A 20,422-nucleotide genomic window follows, 5' to 3' on the forward strand; every position below is an offset into this window, starting at 1 on the left:
AAGGGTCGAAACAACGGTGTTTCGACCCTTTTTGATTGCAAGCGCCGCCCGGCTAGATCCCGGGCCTTTCCATCACCGCGCAGGCCGTAACCGGCCGCCTCAGGTGCTTCACCGTGGTAGGCCCCGTTTTGGGAATTCTCAGCGTGACCCCGGCCCCCGAATAGCGCGTGCCCGAGACCGACAGCCGCTTCGCCAGCGTGACCGCCTCGCCGTCGATCTGGAGAAAGGCCCGCTTGTCGGCGTCATAAAATCCGACGATGAACTGCGTACCATCGGCGCAGCGATAGGTCCGGAAGGTCTGCGCATCGGCCTGCGTCACACCGAGAATTCCGCCCGACAGCATGGTGATCGCCAAAACAATGGCCTTGTACCGATCCATGATCGCCCCCTGTAATAGATCTCAAGGACGCCCGCCGTGCGCCCGCTGGAACCATAACCCAAGCTGATCCCATGCAAGACTCCTCCCTCAAGGCCTCCCCTGCCCGCCACCTCGCCTTGCAAGGCGCCAGCAATTTTCGCGATCTCGGCGGCTACAAGGCCTCCGATGGCCGCACCACGCGCTGGCGGCATATCTTCCGCTCCAACCATCTCGGGCAGCTCACCGCCGATGATGTGGCGATCGTGCGCGCGCTCGGGGTCAGGAGCGCGTTCGATTTCCGCGGACTGGAGGAGCGTGCGGCCGGCGTCTGCGTCGTGAACGAGATCACGGTGCACTCGCTGCCGATCGAGCCGACGGTCGTCGCTGCGCTCCGCACCGAGCTTGCCAGGGGCACGCTGACCGCGCCGGTGGCGCTAGAATTGATGCGGGAGTCCTACCGCAACTATGTCCGCCACAACACGCACAGCTTTCGCAACCTGTTCGGCCACCTGCTGGAAGACCGCGCACCGCTGGTGATCCACTGCACCGCGGGCAAGGACCGCACCGGCTTTGCCAGCGCGCTGATCCTGCATGCCCTCGGCGTGCCCGATGACGTCATCGTCGAGGACTATCTCTTGACCAACCAGCACTACAGGCGCGATGCAACGGCAGCCATCGACCTGCCAGAGGACGTTCGCAACGCCATCGGCAGCGTCGAGGCCTCGTATCTTGCCGCGGCGTTCGAGGCCGTTGGCCGTGAGTATGGCGATGTCGAAACTTATCTTCGTGACGGGCTCAAGCTCGGCGCGACCGAGCGCGCCGCGCTGAAGGCGCGCTATCTGGAATCATAGGCCGCAGCGCCGGGAGATCGACAATGCAAGGCAAGGTCCTGGTCATCACCGGTGCGCTCGGCGCGCTTGGCAGAGTGGTTGCCGAAATCGCGCAGTCGCGCGGCGCACGCGTCGCCGGCATCGACCACGCACCCTCGCAACTGCCGGCGACGCCCGAGCGCATCGAGATCGGCGGCGTCGATCTGTCCGACGCAGCGCAGGCCAAGACCGCGATCGAAGCGGCGGCAAGTCATTTCGGCAAGCTCGAGGCGCTGATCAACATCGCCGGCGGCTTCGCGTTCGAGACGGTCGGCGACGGCGACATCAAGACCTGGCACCGCATGCATGCGCTGAACGTCATGACCGCGCTCAACACCTCGCGCGCAGCGCTGCCGCATCTCGCCGCGTCCAAGGCCGGCCGCATCGTCAATATCGGCGCCATGGGCGCGCTCCAGGCCGGATCCGGCATGGCGCCTTATGCGGCGTCGAAAGCGGGCGTGCATCGGCTCACCGAGGCGCTGGCCAACGAGTGGAAAGGCAAGGTGACGGTGAACGCGGTGCTGCCGTCGATCATCGACACCAAGGCCAATCGCGCCGACATGCCGAAGGCGGATTTTTCCAAATGGGTCACGCCGCAGGAGCTTGCGGAAGTGATCCTGTTCCTCGCCAGCGATGCCGCCAGCGGCGTCACCGGCGCGCTGATCCCGGTGGGCGGACGGGTTTAGTCCGCCTGTCGCGAACCTTTTCCAAAGCGGGCTGCATTGCTATATTCGATCCATGACGACAGAAGATATCGAGCAAGCAATCCAGCGACTTACGCCTGACGAATTGGCACGATTTCGTGCATGGTTCGAGCAGTTCGACGCCGAACGCTTCGATCAGGCCCTGGAGCAAGGTGCCAAAGCGGGCAAGCTCGACGCCTTTGCCGAGGAGGCGCTGAGCGCTTATCGTGCTGGCCAAATTCGCGACTTGTGAAGCACGCTGCGTCGCCCAGATTCTGGAAGGCCTATGCGGCTTTGCCCCTCAAGGTCCGGGAGTTGGCTGATGCCAATTTCCAGTTGCTGAAAAGCGACCCCACTCACCCCTCGCTCCAGTTCAAACGGATCGGACGATTTTGGTCCGCAAGGGTTGGACTTCGCTATCGCGCCCTCGCCGTCGAGTCTGATGATACCTACGTCTGGTTCTGGATCGGCTCCCATGCAGATTACGACCGCCTCGTGAGCTGAAGCGTCAATCCGGCACCAGCAGCCGCAGATTGCCCTTGAAGCGGATGCTCTGCTTGCCGGCGAGCGCGATGCCTTCGCCGTAAGCGGTCTCCTCGTCGTAGGTGCCGCTGAAGCCGATGGTCACGATCTTGCGGCCCCATACCGGGCGCTCGTCGAACGAGGGCGAATGCTCCTCGTTGGTCAGCTCGCCCTTCCACTTGCCGTCGGCCGAGGTGTAGGTCCCGTAGGCAAAGAAGAATGAATCGCCGCCGCGCATGGTGCCGTCGCGCAGGACCATGACGCCTTGGTTGCCACCCTGCACGGCATCCAGCATCTCGATGCGGATGTGATAGAGCCCGTTCCTGATCGTCATGTTCGCAAAGCGCCCGCCTGCCCGGCTGCAGGATAGCCGTACCGCTCCCTTCCCGGCAAATGGCACAGAGGCCGAGATACGATCCGGGCTAGACTGCCGCAACTGATTCTCCGATCGGACGCCCCGTGGAAACCACGCTCTACCTGCCCGTCAAACGCTTCCTCGAAGAGCTCGGCTTCACGGTCAAGGGCGAGATCGGCGGCTGCGATCTCGTGGGCCTCAGCGCCGGCGATCCGCCGGTCGTGGTGATCGGCGAGCTCAAGCTCGCTTTCAATCTCGAGCTGATCCTGCAGGCGGTCGATCGCGCGTCGGCAGCCGACGAGGTCTGGATCGCGGCGAAGATGTCGATCCGGGGCAAGGGACGCGAGAGCGATGCGCGCTATCGCAACCTCTGCCGCCGGCTCGGCTTCGGAATGCTGGGGGTCACCGACCGCGGCCAGGTCGAGGTCCTCGTGAAGCCGCCGACGGCGGCGCCGCGCCGCGAGCCGAAGCTGCGCTCCCGCCTCGTCACCGAGCACCAGCGTCGCCAGGGCGATCCCGTGCTCGGCGGCAGCACCCGCGCGCCGATCATGACGGCCTATCGGCAGCAGGCGCTGGCCTGCGCCTCGGCCCTCGCCGACGGGCCGCAGCGCGTGCGGGACTTGCGCGAGCGCTGTCCCGATGCCGGCAAGATCTTGCTTAACAATGTGTATGGCTGGTTCGAACGGGCGGATCGGGGAATCTACGGGCTTACGGAGGCCGGACACGCGGCTCTGAAGCGCTGGCCACAGCAGCGGACCGAGGTGGAAGCAGGTGCTCCGTCTCCGCCCTGAGGGTTGATCGATGCAACCGGTGAATAGCTGAGATGCCACACCAAATTCATATTGCAATGCAACATAGGCGGCACTAGGTATCCAGAATCGAAACGAGGCCCCCATGAGCGCAGACTGGAATACCAAGTACGGCACGCGGCGCGTCCGCCACGATCCGCCGACCCTGGACGAGGCGATCTTCGCCGCCATCGGCATCACCGATGATCAGGCGCAGCAGGCCGAGATCGCCGCAGCCTTGATGGGGATGCCGCTCGATGTCGTGCAGGCCGAAGTGAAGAAGCAGGCGCGCACCAACAGCCGCATCACCGCCACGCGCGTGATCGCCGGCGAACAGGGCGCGCAGCGCTCTGTCGTGGTCGAACGCCGCGTCGTCCGCCGTTTCGGCAACGACAAGCGCACCGGCACTTAGCACGCTCGCTTCGATCCCGAGAAATACGAAAGCGGACCGGCCATGCCGGTCCGCTTTTTGATTCAGCCCGCTGATCTCAGATCAGGCGGCGCGATTGCCATACATGCTGGAGATGATCTTCCAGCACGTCGAGTTGAAGCTGAGCAGTGCGCGCCCGGCCGTGAAGGGCGAAGCCGCGAGATCGGCGAGCTCGGCTTCGGGTGTCTTGGCAAGATCGATCGTCCCGGTCGATTCGCCGTGACGGAAAGCCAGATGCGCTCCGAACTTCCTGGCGAGCGCCCGCATCGCGTGGTTTTCGGCGCCGGTGGTGATGCGCAGGCTCTTGTAGCCCTTCCAGCGCGCCTCCGCGATCAGGCGGCGGAATAGCACGGTGCCGACACCCTGGCGTCGTGCGGAGGCTTCCACACTGAAGGCAACTTCAGGCAAGGCATCATCTTCCGCCGGATGCAGCTCGGCCGCACCGCGGACCACGCCATCGACGATATAGGCGACGATTACGGTGCCGTCCTCGGCGCAGCGGGCGGCGTAGCGCTCGATGAAGCTGTCGTCGAGAAAGCCATTGAAACGGTCGTGCCGGCTTTCGGCATCGAGCCTCAGCAGATGATCGCGCAGAAGCGGCAATTCTTCCTGCTGGATCAGGGTCCGCACATAGCCAGGGGCAGTGCGGACGGTCTCTTCAAGTACCACGTCAAAACTCCTCTTGGTGTCCCTCGAGGAGGCGTTCGAATCCCTAGGCCCCCTATATTGTGCATCGCAACATCTTTTGCAAGACGAGGACCTGCCCAACTTAAAGGCATGGGAAACGACCAATTCGTTAATAAAATCAAAGCTCCGTAGTCTTACAGGACCAGCTGGGTCTGGGTGACCACGGCAACCAGCTTGCCATCCTCGGTTTCCAGCCGGGTGGTCCAGACCTGGGTCCGCCGGCCCCGATGGACCGGGGTTGCGGTGGCGATCACCGTGGTTCCCTCCTTGGCCCCGCCGATGAAATTGGTCTTGCTCTCCAGCGTGGTCGTGCCCTTGGCATCCTCGGGCAGATTGATGACCGTCGCCGCGGCCCCAACGGAATCCGCGAGCGCCATCACCGCCCCGCCATGGATGGTGTGATGCAGCGTGCAGAGGTCGGGCCGAACCGTCATCCGCGCCACCACGCGCTCCTTCCCGGCCTCGATGAACTCGACGCCCTTGAGCTCGGCGAACGGCATCTTCATCGCTTTAAGTTTCTCGAGCGGCGTCATCAGATCTCCTCCCAATTCCTTGTTGCCTCAACGTGAATTGCTTCGTGCGGCAAGGCAATGACGTCCGAGGTAATCGCCAGGCTGACATCGGCGCGCACATTGTGCATAGGCTCGGTCCATGCGCCACTTCCCGCCCCGCCGCATCGTTTGCCTGACCGAGGAGACCGTCGAGACACTGTACCTGCTCGGCGAGCAGGACCGGATCGTCGGCGTCTCCGGCTACGCGGTTCGTCCGCCGCAGGTACGTCGCGAGAAGCCGCGGGTCTCGGCCTTCGTCTCGGCTGACATTCCGAAGGTCCTAGCGCTGGAACCCGATCTGGTGCTGGCCTTTTCCGACCTTCAGGCCAACATCGTCGCCGACCTCGTGCGCGCCGGCGTCGACGTCCACGTTTTCAACCAGCGCGACATCGCGGGGATCCTTGCGATGATCCGCACGCTCGGCGCGCTGGTCGGCGCCACGGACCGCGCGGAGGGCCTCGCGCAAGGCCTGGAACAGCGCCTGGCGGCGATTGCCGTAGCGCCCCGCCCCTCGCCGCCGCCAAGCGTCTATTTCGAGGAATGGGACGATCCCTTGATCTCCGGCATCGGCTGGGTGTCCGAGCTGATCGAGATCGCCGGCGGCACGGATGTCTTTGCGGACCTGCGACATCAGCAGGCGGCTAGGGATCGCATCGTCTCGGCAGAGGCGGTGCGCGAGGCCGCGCCCGACATCATCCTCGCCTCGTGGTGCGGCAAGAAGGTCGTCCCGGCTCGCATCTGCGCGCGCGATGGATGGGGCGAAATTCCCGCCGTGCGCGACAACCGCATCGTCGAAATCAAGTCACCGATCATCCTGCAGCCGGGGCCGGCGGCGCTGACGGATGGGCTCGATGCGATCGTCGCGGCGCTGTGGGGCGAGCGCGAATAGCGAGGCCGCCACCGCTATCGTGTCCCGGACGCGCTGCAACGCGTCAACGTTGCGGCGCCGAGCCGGGACCCATCTCGCAACAGAGCACGATGCGGCGTGGGCCCCGGCTCTGCAGCGCACCGCCAAGAAGCGCTGCGCCGCGTCCGGGGCACGAGACCGTCCTCACGTCACGGCGTTCACGACCTGATATTCCGGCTGCCGCCATACATCGCCGGCGATCACCTCCTCGATGAACTCCGCCGCCCGCACGATGTCGTTCTCGCCAATGTACAGCGGGGTAATCCCGAACCTCATGATGTCGGGCGCACGAAAATCGCCGATCAGGCCGCGGGCAATCAGTGCTTGCATGGCGGCATAACCGCCGTCGAAGGCGAACGAGACCTGCGAGCCGCGCTGGTCGTGCGCACGCGGGGTGACAAGCTTCAAGGACGGGCAACGGCGTTCGACCTCGGCGATCAGGAGATCACCGAGCGCCAGCGAGCGCGCACGAACCTCCGCGATATCGACGCGGTCCCAGATGTCGAGCGAAGCCTCCAGCGCCGCCATCGCGAGCACCGGAGGTGTGCCGACGCGCATGCGCTCGACGCCGCCGGCGGCGGCATAGGCCAGCTCGAACGCAAACGGCTTGGCGTGACCCATCCAGCCCGACAGCGCAGCGCGCGCGCTGTCGGCGTGGCGCGGGGCGACGTAGAGGAAGGCCGGCGCGCCCGGACCCGCGTTGAGATATTTGTAGGTGCAGCCCGCCGCGAAGTCCGCGCCGCACCCGGCAAGATCGACCGGCAGCGCGCCGGCCGAATGCGCGAGATCCCAGACGGTGACGATGCCGAGCGCATGCGCCTTCGCGGTCAGAGCCGCCATGTCATGGCGCCGGCCGGTGCGATAGTCGACCTCGGTGAGGTAGAGTACCGCGATCTCTTCCGACAACGAGGCCTCGATGTCCTCCGGCGCGACCAGACGCAATTGATGGCCGCGCCCGAGCGTCGCAATCAGGCCTTCGGCCATATAGAGGTCGGTCGGAAAGTTGCCGGTGTCCGACAGGACGACCTTTCGGGATGTATTCATGTCGAGCGCGGCGGCGAGCGCCTGATAGACCTTGAGCGACAGCGTGTCTCCGACCATCACCGAGCCGGCTTCCGCACCGATGAGCCGCGCGATCCGATCGCCGAGCTGGCGCGGCTGGACGTACCAGCCGGCGGTATTCCAGGCGCGGATCAGCTCATTGCCCCACTCAGTCGTGATGACGCGGTTGACCCGCTCGGCAACGCCGCGAGGCAGCGCGCCGAGCGAGTTGCCGTCGAGATAGATCACGCCGTCAGGCAGGTGAAACAGGGCTTTGGTGTCGTCATAGACGCGATATCTGGTCATGGTCATTCTTACAAAATCGTTCGCACGCGCCAGAGCTCGGGGAACAGCTCGACCTCGAGCATGCGCTTGAGATAGCTGACCCCACCGGTGCCGCCGGTGCCGCGCTTGAAGCCGATGACGCGCTCGACCGTGGTGACGTGGTTGAAGCGCCAGCGACGGAAGTAGTCCTCGAAGTCGACCAGCTTCTCGGCGAGCTCGTAGAGCATCCAGTGCGTCTCCGGGGCCTCGTAGACGACACGCCAGGCCTGCAGCACGCCTTCGTTGAAGCTGTGAGTCTCGCGCACGTCACGCGCCAGCACGGACGCGGGCATCTTCAGCCCATTGCGATCGGCAAGACGCAGCACCTCATCATAGAGGCTCGGCGTCGCAAGCTCGGCTTCCAGCAGCTTCGTCGTCTCCGCATCGTGCGCGTGCGGCTTCAGCATGGCCTGGTTGCGATTGCCGAGCAGGAATTCGATCAACCGATATTGCCGCGACTGGAAGCCCGAGGACTGCCCGAGCTGCGAGCGGAAGCGCGTGTACTCGCTCGGCGTCATCGTGCGCAGCACGTCCCAGGCGTTGTTGAGCTGCTCGAAGATGCGCGACATCCGCGCCAGCATCTTCATTGCAGGCTGCACCTCGTCCCTGGCAATTGAGCGGCGCGCAGCGCTGAGCTCGTGAATGGCAAGGCGCATCCACAGCTCGGTGGTCTGATGCTGGATGATGAACAGCATCTCGTCATGCGCTTCCGAGAGCGGGTGCTGAGCGCCAAGGATTGCATCCAGCGCCAGATAGTCGCCATAGGACATACGCCGGGCGAAATCGGTCTCGGCGCCTTCGCTCGTGGGATCGTAATCGCTGGACGACATGAACAGGCCCTCTCGATCGATCTTTCCCGGCTTTGCTCAGTCGAGGCCGATCAGGCGCGCGGTGATGTGGGACGACGGATCCTTCAGCCCGTCGATGACGGTGAAATGGTTCAGCCCGGGCTCGACGACAAGGCGTGTCGGCACGTCGAAACCGGTCCAGAGATTGGCCATCAGGTCGGACTGGCGGATAAACTCCGGCCGCTCGCCGCCGCCGACCCAGGCGGTCACGGGCGAATGTCCTCGCGGCAGATGCAGCGCAGCGCTTTCAAGCGTCGCCTCCTCCATGGTCATGCGCAGCGTGTCGTTCATCTTCGTCTTGAGCAGCGGACGCAGATCGTGCAGGCCGCTGATCGAGAGCGTGCCGGCGATGCGGTTGAAGACAGCGGGCTCCAGCCGGCTGTCGTCGCACAGCATGCGCGTGACGAGGTGACCGCCGGCGGAATGGCCGGCAAGCCGGATCGGTCCTGCGACGAGCGAAGCCGCCTTGGCGATCGCCGCGGCGATCTCGGCGGTGATGTCGCAGATGCGCGCAGCCGGCGTCAGCGTGTAGCTCGGCAGCGCCACGGTCCAGCCATGGTGGCGCGCGCCTTCGGCGAGATCGGACCAGGTCGACTTGTCGAAGCGCATCCAGTAACCGCCGTGCACAAAGACGACGAGGCCCTTGCTGTCGCCGTCGGGCAGGATCAGGTCGAAACGCTGACGCTCACCCGGGCCATAGGCGATGTCGGCGCGGAGATCCTTCAGCGCGGCCCGGTAAGCCGCAGCCCGCTCTGCCCACAGCCCCGGCATCTTGTCCGAGCCCGGGATATGGGCCGAATTGGCGTAAGCATCATCCCAATCGCGCATCGTCACTCCCGGGGGACTCGTCCAGCAACCGGACGCCAGTCTGCCACCGGGACGCCCGGCATCCTAGTCTTTCTTTTAAGCTTAAAGGATTTCGGAGGGCTGGTGGATTGCGCAAGCAAGCGCCTCAAACACGGTGCCGTAGGGTGGGCAAAGCGGAGCGTGCCCACGATTTTGTCATGTTCGAGACAACTCGTGGGCACGGCGCGGGTGCGCCTTTGCCCACCCTACGAGAGCTGCGGCCCGAGGCAACGCTACGCCTTCTCCACCCCGCACCATTCCGCGATGAACAGCGCCATCGCCTTGGTGGTCTTCTTCAGCGAGTCCAGATCGACATATTCGTTGAAGCCGTGCATCTCGCCGCCGCTGGCGCCGAAGCACAGGCTCGGAATGCCCTCGTTGAGGCCGTAGAAACGGGTGTCGGTGAGCGCGGTGAAGACGAGGTCCTCAGGCATGCCGCCATAGACCTTGCCGAATGCCTTGGCGAACGCGGCTTCCGGTGCGGCGGCGTCGGTCAGCTCATAGCCCTCGGACAAGAAGCCCGACCATTCGATCTCAGGCGGATTGTTGGCGAGGAAGCGATGGTTGCGCGCGGCGGCCGCGACGCAGGCCATGATCTCCTTCTGGTGATCGGCGATCGACCAGCCCGGCAGCACCGCGATCCGGCAATCGACATCGCACCAGGCCGGCACGCTGGAGGCCCAGTCGCCGCCCTTGATGATGCCGGGATTGAAGTTGATGGGATGGTTCAGGGTCTTGAAGTGCTTGTCGGCCTTGGCGCGCTCGTTCCACTCGATCTCCAGCTTTTGCAGCGCCTGGATCAGGTGATAGGCCGCCATGATCGCATTGGCGCCGGAGCCGGCGAACGCCACGTGGGTCGGATGCCCCTTCACACGCAGGCGAAACCAGATCACGCCGACCTGCGAGCGCACCATCTTGCCGCCGGTCGGCTCCGGAATGAAGCAGGCATCCGCGCGATAGCCGCGCTGCAGCGTCGAGAGCGCGCCGACGCCGGTGCTCTCCTCCTCGATCACGGACTGGAAGTGGATGCGCGCCGTCGGCTTGAGCCCCGCGGCCTTGATCGCGTCCAGCGCATAGAGCGCGCCGATGGTGCCCGACTTCATGTCGCAGGCGCCACGGCCGAACATCTTGCCGTCCTTGATGACGGGCGAGAACGGCGGCGTCTCCCACAATTCGAGGGGACCGGCGGGCACGACGTCGCAGTGGCCCTGCAGGATCAACGATTTGCCGGCTTCGGTCGTGGGACGGTAGGTGCCCACCACCGAACGCGCCTTGGAGAAATCATGCTCGATCGGGCCGAAGCCGCGCAGTTCCTTGAGGTCGTCGACCTTGATGTGCCAGTCGTCGACCTCATAGCCGCGTGCACGCAGGAGGTCGCCGATCATGTCCTGGCAGGGTCCCTCCGCCCCGCGGGTCGAAGGGATCGCGACGAAATCGCGGGTGGTGGCAAGCTGGGCCTCGAAGCCGGCATCGACGGCGTCGAGAATCCTCTGCTGCGTTTCGGCATTCATCAGGCAACTCCAGGCATTCCAATGGTCCCAAGGAGCGCGCAAGCTAGCCGATTTCAGCCGTTCGGGTACTCCACAAAATATGCATCCCGCAATGCATCTTCGAGCAGCCGGCCTTCGGAATAGCCATTCAGCGTCGCAGGGCGGCTCACCCCATCGAGCAGGCGCGGACAGGGCTCCGGCGCGCCGAGCACCGAGCGCACCGGGATACGCTCGGCGTAGATCGGCAATTCGTAGTCCTCATCGTCGTCGGCCACACCCTTGGCGCGGACCTTGGCCGAGGCCTCCTCGATCTCCATCGCGATGAAGGAGGTCGCCTTGATCTCCTGCGTGTTACTGGCCCGAAGGCTCGCGGTACGATCCGGAAAGAAGCGGTCGACCATCGCGATCACCGCGCGATCCTTCTCCTCGGGGTCCGTGACGAGATAGGCGGTGCCGAACGCCATGACCGCGCGATAGTCGGCGGAATGGTTGAAGCCGCAGCGCGCCAGCACGAGGCTGTCGAGATGCGCGACCGTGAGACACACGCGCTCGCCCTTGGTCTGGTTGCGCAGCATGCGGCTGGCGCTCGAGCCGTGCCAGTACAGCTTGGTGCCCTCGCGCCAGAAGAAGGTGGGCGTGCAATAGGGCTGGCCGTCGATCACGTAGGAGACGTGGCAGAGCATCGAGGAATCCAGGATGCGATGCACCGTCTCGTGATCGTAGAAGCCGCGGTCATGCCGTCGCTTCACCTGGTTGCGCGCGGAGGTCGGGTAGGAATTGGTGGTCTCGGCCTGGCTCACGGCTGCTCCTGATCGGATTGGAAAAGATCTGGAGCAGTTGTAGCTTCGCATTTGGTCTGCGATAGTTCCAATTCCATGCAAAAAATTCCGACCAATTCCCTGCCCTCATCGGCCGAGACGCCCTTGCCGACAAGGACCGAGCTGCCGCTCGACCTCACCGGCCCGCACGTCACCGCAGGCGCCTCCGCCGCGCACCGGCTCTATCAGGCGCTGTGCGAGATGATCGTCTCCGGCCTCGTCAAGCCCGGCGAGCCGTTGCCGCCGTCGCGCACACTGGCGAAGCAGACGGGCTTCCGGCGCAACGCCGTCGTGATCGCCTATGAACGCCTGATCGCCGACGGCTTTGCCGAGGCCAGAGTCGGCTCCGGCACTTTCGTCGCCGCGCGGATCCCGGCGCGCGCGGCCGCGCCGGGCAAGCCGAAGGTGGTGGTCGATGCACCGAGACAAGGCGCATTCGCGCTCGGCTGCACCCATATCGACGAACGCGCCGTGCAGCGTTTTCGCGCCTTCGTCGGCCGGCGCATGCGCGCCTTCGGGTCCGAACATCTGCACTATGCCGATCCGCGCGGCAGCCGCGAGCTGCGCGCGGCGATCGCCGATCATCTGTTGTCGGCGCGCGGGCTGCGCTGTGATCCCGATCAGATCGTGATTACGTCAGGCACACTGCACGCGCTGCGCATCGTACTGAGCGCGATCCTCAAAGCGGGCGACCAGGTCTGGTGCGAAGATCCCGGCTATCCGACCGCGCGAAAAGCCATCGCGCATTGCGGCTATCGCGCCGTGCCCGTTCCTGTCGACGAGCACGGCATGCGGGTCGCCAAGGGACGAACTGCAGGTCCCAACGCACGCGCGGCCTATGTTACGCCATCGCACCAGTTTCCGCTGGGCGTGCAGATGTCGATGCCGCGGCGGCTCGAGCTCTTGGACTGGGCCAGGCAGGCCGGCGCCTTCGTGCTGGAGGACGATTACGACAGCGAGTTTCGCTATGACGGCGCACCGCTGATGTCGCTCGCCGGCATCGACCGTCTGCAGCGCGTGATCTATCTCGGCACATTCGCCAAGACGCTGTTTCCGGGCCTGCGCATCGGCTATTGCGCCCTGCCCGAGCGCCTGATCGCTGACGTGACGGCTGCGCGCGCGGCGCTCGACCGCTTCCCCGGCACGCTGATGGAAGGCGCGGTGGCCGACATGCTCAATTCGGGCGCGTTCGCCGCCAATCTCAAGCGGGTGCGAAAGCTCTATCGCGAGGCTCGCGACGTGCTGGCCGAAACGCTGGAGACCGCATCCGACGGCGCGCTTTCGGTGCCGGTGCCGTCACAAGGCCTGCATCTCGTTGCCCGATTCGATCCCTCGGTCGACCTGTCGGTGGCCGCGCGGGCCAAGCAGACGGCCGGCGCAGAAGGCTGGCTCCTGGCCGACACTTATTCGCGCGCGCGGCCTCTGCCCGGCTTCGTGCTGGGATTTTCCGGGCATGCGGTTCCACTACTCGTCGCCTCCGCGGAACATCTGGCGCGTGAATCGCGCGCAGCCTTGCGCATGAGGAACAAGCCGGCGCGCAGCGCTTAACGAACGTTCACTATGAGAATCGCGAGCCGATGCCTACATTGCGGCATCATCGCCGAGACCTCTCACCATGCCGCTACGCCGCACGACCAGCCTCGCGCTCCTGATCTCCACCGCACTTGCCGCGACGGCGCATGCCGCCACGGTCGGACGCGAGCAAGACATCGTCGACCTCAAGCTGGGGCAGCGCGTTCAGGTCGATGACGGAACCTGTCCCGCCGGACAGGTCAAGGAAGTGCGTGGGGCGCGAATGTCCGACAAGGGCGTCGTGCGCACCGCCACTTGCGTGCCGCGCTACGGTCCGAAGACGAAATAACTACTGCTTCGCCGGGTCGAACATGCACTGCAGGGTCGGCTTGGCGATCTTGGTGAAGGTCGGACCGATCTCGCTTTGCTTGGACGCCGGCACCCAGTCGGTCTCGATCGTGGGCACACCGGTCTCGCTGATGCCGCGCAACAGCGCCTCGCGCAGGTCGCGATCCTCGACCGCGGCTGCAGCGTGGTCGTGCAGGCAGCCGCAAACTTCCTCGGGATGTTCCCACCGTCCAATCATCCGCGGTGCGCACTGACGCACGAACTCGCTGCGGGGATCGGGTAACCGCGAGGGCGCGCGCACCTGCGCCTCGGCGGCATTGATCGTCAGAAGGGTTACGAACACAGCGGCGCACAATCGGACGAACATGACGGCCTTTATCGGCTGATTTCTTGTTGTCGATCAGAAGCGCGTGGCAACCACGATCGGCTGCGACGACGCGGTGGTGATCGGCGAACCGCTGTACTGGAAGGTGCCGACGCCGGGAAGATTGCCGTCCGGCGCACCCGCGAACGAGGAGCCGACGATCACGAAGCCGAAAGCAAGGATGAAGCTGAGCGCGCGCATGGTCTTGTCTCCGAATTCCGTGGCCGGCGGCACCGCCGTCGTCGTTGTGAAGCTGATAACCATGGGCGGTTTCGCGCGTGATGCGCCAAAAGCGCAAAATGGTTTCATCTTGCGTGAGAATTGTTTCGTCGCATCGAGGCCGACGACACAATTCTCGAAAACTGCCAATCATTTCAAGCCCGTCTCGCCGGCGCCCGAAGTGGCCTGTCAGGTTCCGGTTCGGCGGCGCTACCGCATCGCATGCCGCCGCCGTCACGGTCCCGCCTTGCGTGCTTCACACGCATTTTACGATTTTCTGCTGAAGAGAGTGACGAACGAAGGCTGGGTCCGGTCGAACCGGGGGCGCTGCGGCTGCGACCCAAGCCATCGAATCCGAGACGCCGGAATCACCGGACGCAGTCAGTTGAGGGATGGCCATGACGACGCAGGATCGCGCAACGCCGCGCGAGACGGACCAACGGACGGACCGCAGAGTTCAACGACCGAGCCACGTCGCCTCGGCCGGCGCGATGTCGCTGCAGTCCGGTCGCGGCTTCGAGGCCGCGCCACAGGCATTCGTGCGGCTGACCGGCTCGCATCTTGTCAGACCGCAGGCCCGCCGCGCTGTCGTCATCGAGTGACGCGCAAGCGGGTCACTGTGTGAAGAATTCACCGCACTTCTGGACGTTCGCGTCTGCAGGTCCCCACGGCATGATCGGCACGGTCGAAGTCGAGTTCTTAGGCGACCCCTCGATAATCCTGTCCGAATAGACCATGTAGACCAGCACGTTGCGCTTGGTGTCGCAGCCGCGCACGATCTGCATCTTCTTGAAGAACAGCGAGCGGCGCCGGCGGAACATGTCGTCGCCCTGCTCCATCTTGTTCTTGAACTTGATCGGCCCGACTTGGCGGCAGGCCAGCGAGATGTCCGAGACCTCCTCGGCGAGGCCCAGCCAGCCCTTGAACCCGCCCTTCTCCGGCACCGTGAAATGACAGGCGACGCCCTCGACTTCGGGATCGTCCAGACCGTAGGTCGCGAGCTTGTCGTTCGGGCTCATCCATTTGAACACGGTGGAGCGGCGGAAGATCAGATCGGGCTCGTCGGCAGCCTGAGCGGACGCCGTCGGCAAGGCCAGAGCCAAGAGGAAGAAAGCAAAGCCTTTCAAGCGGATGCCGGAAAGACCGAGGAAACGAGATGACATGAAGTTCTCCGGTAACAAGTCTCTGCAATGTAGGGACGCGACAGCCGCTCAGGAAGACGACGGCGCACGAACGCGGCCGCCGTTTACCGCTCCGTGAGGCTTTTTTGTTACGCCTTGAACAAAAGTAGCTCACGGCAGAACCACTGAGCTGGTGAACGCGTATCCCCTTTGCGAGACTAACGTCTGATTTGGATTATGGATTCGAGGATGAACAGCGTGAACGGGTCGGGTTTTTCTGCCAAGCCGGCGCGGCTTTGGCAGGTCGCCATTTTGACGGCGGCGGGTGCGATCGGCGCGACCAGCCAGGCAGACGCAGCATTCTATTATTGGACGGATTATTCCGACGGATCCTACTACGCCCGGCAGGACCGGCGTCCCGAGATACCGCGCCAGAAGCCGCAGAAGCGCAGCGCGACCGGCAAGAAAGCAATTGTCGCCGAGAAGGAAGCCGGCACCAAGCCCCAGGGGCCGCTGGTCATCGTCGTCTCGATCGAACGGCAGAAAGTCACCGTCTACGACAGCAACGGCGTGTTCGCGGAATCGCCGGTGTCGACGGGCATGAAGGGCCATTCGACGCCGATGGGTGTGTTCAGCGTCATCCAGAAGCACAAATTCCACCACTCCAACATCTATAGCGGCGCGCCGATGCCGTATATGCAGCGGATCACCTGGTCCGGCGTCGCCATGCATGCCGGCGTGCTGCCGGGCTATCCGGCCTCGCACGGCTGCATCCGCATGCCGATGTCGTTCGCGATGAAGATGTGGAATTGGACCAAGATGGGTGCGCGCGTCATCGTCGCGCCCGGCGAGATGTCGCCGCACAGCTTCGCGCATCCCCTGCTCGCGTCAATGCGCATGCCGCCGCAGCCCACCGCCAGCCTCGAGCCGCAGAGCAATGTCGGCGACAAGGCCGACAAGGGCACCGCGGACACCAAGGCCGCCGAAGCCAGGCCGATCGAAACGAAGACCGCCAGCGCCGACAGCGTGCTCGAGCTGCGCACGTCCGTCGGACATACCGTGATGTCGGATGTGACCACGGGCAATGCGGCGGCCCACGAAGAAGCGGCTACGCCCGCCGACAATGCGACAAAGACTGCCGAGGCCGCCGGCACGGCCACTCCGGCCCAAGCCGAGAAGCCCGCCGACAAGGTGGAAGCCATCAAGACTGAAGCCGCCAAGTCCGAACCGGCGCAGTCCGAGCCTGCCAAGGCTGAAGCTGGGAAGACTGAAGCTGGGAAGGCTGAAGCTGCCAAGCCCGAGACTGCAAAGCCCGAAGCCGCAAAGACTGAAGCGGCCGACGCCGCGAAGAAGCCGGATGCACCGGCAATCGCCGCCACGCCGGAGGCGAAGAAGGACGAGAGCCGCCTGGCTGAGCCTGCGCCCGCCGCGAAGCCGGAAGCACCCAAGCGGGCCGGCCAGATCGCCGTCTTCATCAGCCGCAAGGATTCCAAGCTCTACGTGCGGCAGAACTTTGCGCCGCTGTTCGAGGTCCCGGTCACGATCGCCACGAGCGACCGGCCGCTCGGCACGCATATCTTCACGGCCGAGCTCGACAAGACCGACTCCAATGCGTTGCGTTGGTCGGTGGTGTCGCTGCCCGTCTCCGCCCGTTCCGCCGCACGCGAGGACGACAGCCGCCTCACGCGCCGCAAGGGTGGCGCTGCCGTGATCCCCGTGGCCGCCAAGCCCGTTGTTGCCAAGCCCGTGGTCACGCCGGACAGCCCGGCGGCAGCCCTCGACCGCATCTCGATTCCCGCCGACACCATGGCGAAGATCAACGAGATGCTGACGTCGGGCGGCTCCATCATCATCTCCGACCAGGGCATCAACCAGGGCGAGACCGGCGAAGGCACCGACTTCATCGTCCGCCTTTACTAGCCGCCTGACCGGCGCCGGATAACGCGGTGTTGACGAGGCGCCGCGCGGCCGCGGAGTAATATGCCCCCCGGATCATTTCGGGGGACGCCGTCATGATGAATCGCAGAACGATGCTCACCGCGATGCTGGCCGGCACGCTGGCGCCGGCAACGCGTGCTTTCGCCGAGGGCGGCATGAGCCGGATCCCGGCCTATGCGTTCTCCTTCGCCGCCTTGTCCGGCGACGACATCCGTCTGGCCGCGTTCGCTGGCAAGCCGCTCCTGGTGGTCAACACCGCCTCGCTCTGTGGCTACACGCCGCAATATGCCGGCCTGCAGGAGCTCTGGAACGAGTTTCGCGAACGCGGGCTCACCGTGATCGGCGTGCCCTCGAATGATTTTGGCGGCCAGGAGCCCGGCGGCACCAGCGAGATCACGCAGACGGCGCACCACCAATATGGTGTTACCTTTCCGATCACGGCCAAGGCGGTCGTGGTCGGCGCCAAGGCGCACCCCTTCTACAAATGGGCCGCCGAGGCGCGACCGCGGGAAGTTCCGCGCTGGAACTTCCACAAATACCTGATCGGCCGCGACGGCTATATCGCCGAGGTCTTTCCATCCGCGGTCGAGCCGGCCGACACGCGAATCAAGACGGCCATTGCCAGGGCGCTGGCCGACAGTTGACGCTCACATGCGCCCTATCGGGCTGGGCACAATTGTGGCGAGGTGCCAAACAGCCGTTGCAATGGCGATGGCCCACCATCTAGGCTAGGATCGTTTGGGGCAGGACGGTTCGGCCGGAGGCGAAAAGCCACGGCGGAACAACGGGATCAATCTCGAGGACATCACCATGCGTGTGGCGGCAGGACTGATTTTGGCAAGCGCGATGTCGGTTGCGATGACCGGCGCAGCATGGTCGCAGACCCCGGCGAAGCCCGCAGCCGCGACGCAAGCCGCACCGGCGGCAACGCCGGCCGCAGTAACGCCGGCTGCAGCACCTGCAGCCCCGCCCGCGGCAGCCGCCGCGCCCGCAGGCTTCGTCAATCCGCCCCCGCCGCAACAGGCGCCACAGCCGGCGCGCGCGGCCTGCAACACGCCCGGCGCGCTCGGCGTTGCCCGCACCGTCGAGATCGACACCACGGGCGGTCCCGGCTTCGGCTTCGAGCATTTCAAGGAGCTCGACTTCCTGCGCGACAAGGAGGTCGTGCTGACCTTCGACGACGGCCCCTGGCCGAAGAACACGCCCGCGGTGCTGAAGGCGCTTGCCGATGAATGCACCACCGGCATCTTCTTCTCGATCGGCAAGCACGCGACCTACGAGCCGGAGATCCTGAAGCAGGTCTATGCGGCCGGCCACACCGTGGGCACCCACACCTGGTCGCACGCCAACCTCAACAACAAGAAGCTGACGGAAGCTCAGCGCAAGGAAGAGATCGAGAAGGGCCTGTCCGCGGTGAAATGGGCGCTCGGCGGCATCTCGCCCTCGCCGTTCTTCCGCTTCCCCGCGCTCCAGCATCCGCCGGAGATGGTCACCTATCTCGGCAACCGCAACACCGCGATCTTCTCCTGCGACATCGACTCCTTCGACTTCAAGGCCTCCAAGCCCGAGAAGGTGGTCGAAACCGTCATGAAGAAGCTCGACAGCAAGGGCAAGGGCATCATCCTGATGCACGACTTCCAGAAGCACACGGCGGAGGCGCTGCCCGAACTGCTCAAGCGCCTCAAGGCAGGCGGCTACAAAGTGGTGGCGATGCGCGCCAAATTCCCGGCATCGACGCTGCCTGAATATGACCAGGAGCTGCTCAAGGACGTCAAGCTGCCGACGGTGAGCCAACGCCCCGTCAACAGCGTCGTCACGACGGTCAACGAATAGCCGGCCATTGTCTTTCCGGTTTGAAGGCTACGTCATCGTCTCGGCGGACGGCATGCTTGCCGACGCCGGCCATGTCATGCCCGACAGCCTGAAATTCGACGGCGACAAGCTGTTCTTCGAGCAGGCGCTCGATCGCGCCGCGCTGATCGTGCACGGTCGCAATTCGCACGAGCAGCAGACGAACTCGCCGAAGCGCAAGCGGCTGATCCTGACCCGCAAGATCGAGGCGCTCACCGTCGATCCGGAGATGCCGAACGCGACGCTGTGGAATCCGGAACATGCAAGCTTCGAGCAGGCCTGCGCCTTTGCCGACGTCGCCTCCGGCATGGTCGCCATCATCGGCGGCCCCGCCGTGTTCGAGATCTTCATGAATCGCTACGACACGTTCTGGCTGTCGGAAGCGCCGCATGTGCGCCTGCCCGGCGGCGAAGGCTGCTTTGTCGAGGTGCCCGAGCGAACGCCGCACGACGTGCTGGCGTCGCACGGGATGAAAGCCGGCGCGCCCTACCTGCTCGACGCCGCGCATAGGGTGACCGTGACCCCGTGGCGACGGGCAAGCGGCAAGATGTGAAAAGTCTAAAACAACCCCATGCAAAGTAGCGGGGGATTGGTCAGCGGCGGTTGAGCCGCATCAATGTGCCCCGCCGCGAGTCATTCGATCATCGCCGTGCCGGGACTTCACATGCGATAGGCACGCCACATGCCCCACATCCTTCTTCCCGACCATCCCCATCAGGAGCGCGCGCGGCTGCTGGGCCAGGCCCGGCACTGCCGCCAACTCTCCGCCACCACGGTCGAAGAACACTTGATCGAGCAACTCGTCACACTGGCGAAATCTTACGAAGCCAAGGCTGCCCTGCTCCGCGCAACGTGCAGCACAAGCGACTACACGTCCCCGTAAGCCGCCTCGGCCGGGCGCGTGGTGCGGCCGTATCCCATCAGCATGAACAATGCGCCGATGATCGAAAGGTTCTTCAGCGCGTCGACCACCATCTTCGCGTTCTCGGGCGGCGTCTGGTTCCAGAAGTCGTCGAACAGCACCGTCGCGACCGCGACGTAGATGATCATCAACAGCGCGAAGAACCGTGCGCCGAAATTCAGCGCGATCATCAGGCCTGCGATGATCTCGAGCCCGCCGACCGCGATCGCCAGCAGTTGCGGCGTGGTCATGGCAGTGGCCGTCTCGATCTGCTTGGCGTAGGGCGCGATGACGTCGGGCACCACGACCTTGGTGGCGATGAAATCGGCCGTCGCCTGGATGGCAAAGAGCTTGGTCGCGCCCGTGTAGATGAACAGCACGGCGAACAGGATCCGCCCGAAAGTCACGAACGCTGGCATGATCGGCCTCTTGGCAAAACGCTAAGCAGGGAACGCGCCGGCGGATTATGAAGAGTCGGGCTGCGGTTTACAAACGGGGAAATGGCAAACTGAAAGTAATTCAAAGGAAGCGACGCAGACGGTGACCCCTTCTCCCCTTGTGGGAGAAGGTGGCGCGAAGCGCCGGATGAGGGGTATCTATCCCCGCACTCAAACAAGATTAGGACTCGCGGAGAAAGACCCTCACCCGTCT

27 protein-coding genes are annotated in these 20,422 nt (G+C 64.7%); 14 read left to right on the forward strand and 13 right to left on the reverse strand.

What is annotated here, in order from left to right; genetic code table 11:
• Positions 1-52: 52 nt before the first annotated feature.
• Positions 53-379 (reverse strand): MliC family protein, encoded by a 327-nt coding sequence (locus Q0743_RS23955; RefSeq protein ID WP_298243940.1) that lies wholly within the window; start codon positions 377-379, stop codon positions 53-55.
• 71 nt (positions 380-450) lie between these two features.
• Here Q0743_RS23955 and Q0743_RS23960 point away from each other — a divergent pair, with 71 nt between their 5' ends.
• The 4 genes from Q0743_RS23960 to Q0743_RS23975 are packed head-to-tail and all read left to right on the forward strand — an operon-like array spanning position 451 to position 2,414.
• Positions 451-1,209: a tyrosine-protein phosphatase gene (locus Q0743_RS23960; RefSeq protein WP_298243941.1), complete on the forward strand. Its 759-nt coding sequence runs from the start codon at positions 451-453 to the stop codon at positions 1,207-1,209.
• A 23-nt stretch (positions 1,210-1,232) separates the two neighbouring features.
• Positions 1,233-1,913 carry an SDR family oxidoreductase gene (locus Q0743_RS23965; protein WP_298243942.1) on the forward strand — a complete coding sequence of 227 codons (681 nt, stop codon included), beginning with the start codon at positions 1,233-1,235 and terminating at the stop codon, positions 1,911-1,913.
• A gap of 52 nt (positions 1,914-1,965) precedes the next feature.
• Complete coding sequence (locus tag Q0743_RS23970; RefSeq protein ID WP_298243943.1) at positions 1,966-2,163, forward strand: hypothetical protein; 198 nt, start codon at positions 1,966-1,968, stop codon at positions 2,161-2,163.
• Positions 2,160-2,414, forward strand: coding sequence for a hypothetical protein (locus Q0743_RS23975; RefSeq protein ID WP_298243944.1), 255 nt, complete (start codon positions 2,160-2,162; stop codon positions 2,412-2,414). Before Q0743_RS23970 ends, Q0743_RS23975 begins: the two co-directional genes overlap by 4 nt.
• 4 nt (positions 2,415-2,418) lie before the next feature.
• Here the strand turns inward: Q0743_RS23975 and Q0743_RS23980 are convergent, their stop codons facing one another.
• On the reverse strand, positions 2,419-2,766 hold the full coding sequence (locus Q0743_RS23980) for a GrlR family regulatory protein (protein ID WP_298243945.1): 348 nt from the start codon (positions 2,764-2,766) through the stop codon (positions 2,419-2,421).
• A gap of 125 nt (positions 2,767-2,891) precedes the next feature.
• Here Q0743_RS23980 and Q0743_RS23985 point away from each other — a divergent pair, with 125 nt between their 5' ends.
• Together Q0743_RS23985 and Q0743_RS23990 are read left to right on the forward strand one after the other, a co-directional pair.
• On the forward strand, positions 2,892-3,578 hold the full coding sequence (locus tag Q0743_RS23985) for a DUF2161 domain-containing phosphodiesterase (RefSeq protein ID WP_298243946.1): 687 nt from the start codon (positions 2,892-2,894) through the stop codon (positions 3,576-3,578).
• A gap of 103 nt (positions 3,579-3,681) precedes the next feature.
• On the forward strand, positions 3,682-3,987 hold the full coding sequence (locus tag Q0743_RS23990) for a hypothetical protein (protein WP_097660796.1): 306 nt from the start codon (positions 3,682-3,684) through the stop codon (positions 3,985-3,987).
• 81 nt (positions 3,988-4,068) lie between these two features.
• Here the strand turns inward: Q0743_RS23990 and Q0743_RS23995 are convergent, their stop codons facing one another.
• Positions 4,069-4,674: a GNAT family N-acetyltransferase gene (locus Q0743_RS23995; protein WP_298243947.1), complete on the reverse strand. Its 606-nt coding sequence runs from the start codon at positions 4,672-4,674 to the stop codon at positions 4,069-4,071.
• Between the two features lie 152 nt (positions 4,675-4,826).
• On the reverse strand, positions 4,827-5,225 hold the full coding sequence (locus tag Q0743_RS24000) for a PaaI family thioesterase (RefSeq protein WP_298243948.1): 399 nt from the start codon (positions 5,223-5,225) through the stop codon (positions 4,827-4,829).
• Between the two features lie 118 nt (positions 5,226-5,343).
• On the opposite strand from Q0743_RS24000, the gene Q0743_RS24005 reads away from it, so the two are divergent.
• Complete coding sequence (locus tag Q0743_RS24005) at positions 5,344-6,132, forward strand: cobalamin-binding protein (protein WP_298243949.1); 789 nt, start codon at positions 5,344-5,346, stop codon at positions 6,130-6,132.
• A gap of 162 nt (positions 6,133-6,294) precedes the next feature.
• Here the strand turns inward: Q0743_RS24005 and kynU are convergent, their stop codons facing one another.
• From kynU to Q0743_RS24030, 5 genes are all read right to left on the reverse strand, one after another.
• A complete protein-coding gene (gene kynU, locus Q0743_RS24010; RefSeq protein ID WP_298243974.1) occupies positions 6,295-7,497 on the reverse strand; it encodes a kynureninase in 1,203 nt (400 codons plus the stop codon).
• A gap of 8 nt (positions 7,498-7,505) precedes the next feature.
• Positions 7,506-8,345, reverse strand: coding sequence for a tryptophan 2,3-dioxygenase (gene kynA / locus Q0743_RS24015; protein ID WP_298243950.1), 840 nt, complete (start codon positions 8,343-8,345; stop codon positions 7,506-7,508).
• A gap of 36 nt (positions 8,346-8,381) precedes the next feature.
• A complete protein-coding gene (locus Q0743_RS24020; protein WP_298243951.1) occupies positions 8,382-9,191 on the reverse strand; it encodes an alpha/beta hydrolase in 810 nt (269 codons plus the stop codon).
• A 251-nt stretch (positions 9,192-9,442) separates the two neighbouring features.
• Positions 9,443-10,720, reverse strand: coding sequence for an ArgE/DapE family deacylase (locus tag Q0743_RS24025; RefSeq protein WP_298243952.1), 1,278 nt, complete (start codon positions 10,718-10,720; stop codon positions 9,443-9,445).
• 53 nt (positions 10,721-10,773) lie between these two features.
• Complete coding sequence (locus Q0743_RS24030) at positions 10,774-11,499, reverse strand: pyridoxamine 5'-phosphate oxidase family protein (RefSeq protein WP_298243953.1); 726 nt, start codon at positions 11,497-11,499, stop codon at positions 10,774-10,776.
• A 75-nt stretch (positions 11,500-11,574) separates the two neighbouring features.
• Between Q0743_RS24030 and Q0743_RS24035 the strand changes: the two genes are divergently transcribed.
• Positions 11,575-13,065, forward strand: a complete 1,491-nt coding sequence (locus tag Q0743_RS24035) for a PLP-dependent aminotransferase family protein (RefSeq protein WP_298243954.1) — start codon at positions 11,575-11,577, stop codon at positions 13,063-13,065.
• Positions 13,066-13,132: 67 nt separating this feature from the next.
• A complete protein-coding gene (locus Q0743_RS24040) occupies positions 13,133-13,378 on the forward strand; it encodes a DUF6719 family protein (RefSeq protein WP_298243955.1) in 246 nt (81 codons plus the stop codon).
• Here the strand turns inward: Q0743_RS24040 and Q0743_RS24045 are convergent, their stop codons facing one another.
• Positions 13,379-13,744, reverse strand: coding sequence for a hypothetical protein (locus Q0743_RS24045; protein WP_298243956.1), 366 nt, complete (start codon positions 13,742-13,744; stop codon positions 13,379-13,381).
• A gap of 33 nt (positions 13,745-13,777) precedes the next feature.
• Positions 13,778-14,005: a hypothetical protein gene (locus Q0743_RS24050; protein ID WP_298243957.1), complete on the reverse strand. Its 228-nt coding sequence runs from the start codon at positions 14,003-14,005 to the stop codon at positions 13,778-13,780.
• 353 nt (positions 14,006-14,358) lie between these two features.
• Between Q0743_RS24050 and Q0743_RS24055 the strand changes: the two genes are divergently transcribed.
• Positions 14,359-14,562, forward strand: a complete 204-nt coding sequence (locus Q0743_RS24055) for a hypothetical protein (RefSeq protein ID WP_298243958.1) — start codon at positions 14,359-14,361, stop codon at positions 14,560-14,562.
• A gap of 12 nt (positions 14,563-14,574) precedes the next feature.
• Here the strand turns inward: Q0743_RS24055 and Q0743_RS24060 are convergent, their stop codons facing one another.
• Positions 14,575-15,123, reverse strand: coding sequence for a CreA family protein (locus tag Q0743_RS24060; protein ID WP_298243959.1), 549 nt, complete (start codon positions 15,121-15,123; stop codon positions 14,575-14,577).
• A gap of 207 nt (positions 15,124-15,330) precedes the next feature.
• Here Q0743_RS24060 and Q0743_RS24065 point away from each other — a divergent pair, with 207 nt between their 5' ends.
• The 4 genes from Q0743_RS24065 to Q0743_RS24080 all read left to right on the forward strand — a co-directional run bounded on the left by Q0743_RS24065 (position 15,331) and on the right by Q0743_RS24080 (position 19,423).
• Complete coding sequence (locus Q0743_RS24065; protein WP_298243960.1) at positions 15,331-17,001, forward strand: L,D-transpeptidase family protein; 1,671 nt, start codon at positions 15,331-15,333, stop codon at positions 16,999-17,001.
• A gap of 92 nt (positions 17,002-17,093) precedes the next feature.
• Positions 17,094-17,663 (forward strand): glutathione peroxidase, encoded by a 570-nt coding sequence (locus tag Q0743_RS24070; RefSeq protein ID WP_298243961.1) that lies wholly within the window; start codon positions 17,094-17,096, stop codon positions 17,661-17,663.
• A 166-nt stretch (positions 17,664-17,829) separates the two neighbouring features.
• On the forward strand, positions 17,830-18,852 hold the full coding sequence (locus Q0743_RS24075; protein WP_298243962.1) for a polysaccharide deacetylase family protein: 1,023 nt from the start codon (positions 17,830-17,832) through the stop codon (positions 18,850-18,852).
• A 7-nt stretch (positions 18,853-18,859) separates the two neighbouring features.
• Positions 18,860-19,423, forward strand: coding sequence for a dihydrofolate reductase (locus Q0743_RS24080; protein WP_298243963.1), 564 nt, complete (start codon positions 18,860-18,862; stop codon positions 19,421-19,423).
• A gap of 314 nt (positions 19,424-19,737) precedes the next feature.
• Here Q0743_RS24080 and Q0743_RS24085 read toward each other — a convergent pair whose 3' ends face one another.
• Complete coding sequence (locus Q0743_RS24085; RefSeq protein WP_298243964.1) at positions 19,738-20,190, reverse strand: DoxX family membrane protein; 453 nt, start codon at positions 20,188-20,190, stop codon at positions 19,738-19,740.
• Positions 20,191-20,422 lie beyond the last annotated feature (232 nt).

The sequence above is a fragment of the uncultured Bradyrhizobium sp. genome (assembly GCF_936943645.1).
Classification (GTDB): Bacteria; Pseudomonadota; Alphaproteobacteria; order Rhizobiales; family Xanthobacteraceae; genus Bradyrhizobium.

Excerpts from the sequence above, each read along its gene's own strand:
- Q0743_RS24045 (WP_298243956.1), bottom strand. The coding sequence starts at position 13,744 with ATGTTCGTCCGATTGTGCGCCGCTGTGTTCGTAACCCTTCTGACGATC.
- kynA (WP_298243950.1), bottom strand. The coding sequence starts at position 8,345 with ATGTCGTCCAGCGATTACGATCCCACGAGCGAAGGCGCCGAGACCGAT.
- Q0743_RS23970 (WP_298243943.1), top strand. The coding sequence starts at position 1,966 with ATGACGACAGAAGATATCGAGCAAGCAATCCAGCGACTTACGCCTGAC.
- Q0743_RS24085 (WP_298243964.1), bottom strand. The coding sequence starts at position 20,190 with ATGCCAGCGTTCGTGACTTTCGGGCGGATCCTGTTCGCCGTGCTGTTC.
- Q0743_RS24065 (WP_298243960.1), top strand. The coding sequence starts at position 15,331 with ATGAACAGCGTGAACGGGTCGGGTTTTTCTGCCAAGCCGGCGCGGCTT.
- Q0743_RS24035 (WP_298243954.1), top strand. The coding sequence starts at position 11,575 with ATGCAAAAAATTCCGACCAATTCCCTGCCCTCATCGGCCGAGACGCCC.
- Q0743_RS23980 (WP_298243945.1), bottom strand. The coding sequence starts at position 2,766 with ATGACGATCAGGAACGGGCTCTATCACATCCGCATCGAGATGCTGGAT.
- Q0743_RS23960 (WP_298243941.1), top strand. The coding sequence starts at position 451 with ATGCAAGACTCCTCCCTCAAGGCCTCCCCTGCCCGCCACCTCGCCTTG.
- Q0743_RS24060 (WP_298243959.1), bottom strand. The coding sequence starts at position 15,123 with ATGTCATCTCGTTTCCTCGGTCTTTCCGGCATCCGCTTGAAAGGCTTT.
- Q0743_RS24070 (WP_298243961.1), top strand. The coding sequence starts at position 17,094 with ATGATGAATCGCAGAACGATGCTCACCGCGATGCTGGCCGGCACGCTG.
- kynU (WP_298243974.1), bottom strand. The coding sequence starts at position 7,497 with ATGACCAGATATCGCGTCTATGACGACACCAAAGCCCTGTTTCACCTG.
- Q0743_RS23990 (WP_097660796.1), top strand. The coding sequence starts at position 3,682 with ATGAGCGCAGACTGGAATACCAAGTACGGCACGCGGCGCGTCCGCCAC.
- Q0743_RS24000 (WP_298243948.1), bottom strand. The coding sequence starts at position 5,225 with ATGACGCCGCTCGAGAAACTTAAAGCGATGAAGATGCCGTTCGCCGAG.
- Q0743_RS23955 (WP_298243940.1), bottom strand. The coding sequence starts at position 379 with ATGGATCGGTACAAGGCCATTGTTTTGGCGATCACCATGCTGTCGGGC.
- Q0743_RS24020 (WP_298243951.1), bottom strand. The coding sequence starts at position 9,191 with ATGCGCGATTGGGATGATGCTTACGCCAATTCGGCCCATATCCCGGGC.
- Q0743_RS24075 (WP_298243962.1), top strand. The coding sequence starts at position 17,830 with ATGCGTGTGGCGGCAGGACTGATTTTGGCAAGCGCGATGTCGGTTGCG.
- Q0743_RS24040 (WP_298243955.1), top strand. The coding sequence starts at position 13,133 with ATGCCGCTACGCCGCACGACCAGCCTCGCGCTCCTGATCTCCACCGCA.
- Q0743_RS24005 (WP_298243949.1), top strand. The coding sequence starts at position 5,344 with ATGCGCCACTTCCCGCCCCGCCGCATCGTTTGCCTGACCGAGGAGACC.
- Q0743_RS23965 (WP_298243942.1), top strand. The coding sequence starts at position 1,233 with ATGCAAGGCAAGGTCCTGGTCATCACCGGTGCGCTCGGCGCGCTTGGC.
- Q0743_RS24050 (WP_298243957.1), bottom strand. The coding sequence starts at position 14,005 with ATGGTTATCAGCTTCACAACGACGACGGCGGTGCCGCCGGCCACGGAA.
- Q0743_RS24025 (WP_298243952.1), bottom strand. The coding sequence starts at position 10,720 with ATGAATGCCGAAACGCAGCAGAGGATTCTCGACGCCGTCGATGCCGGC.
- Q0743_RS24055 (WP_298243958.1), top strand. The coding sequence starts at position 14,359 with ATGACGACGCAGGATCGCGCAACGCCGCGCGAGACGGACCAACGGACG.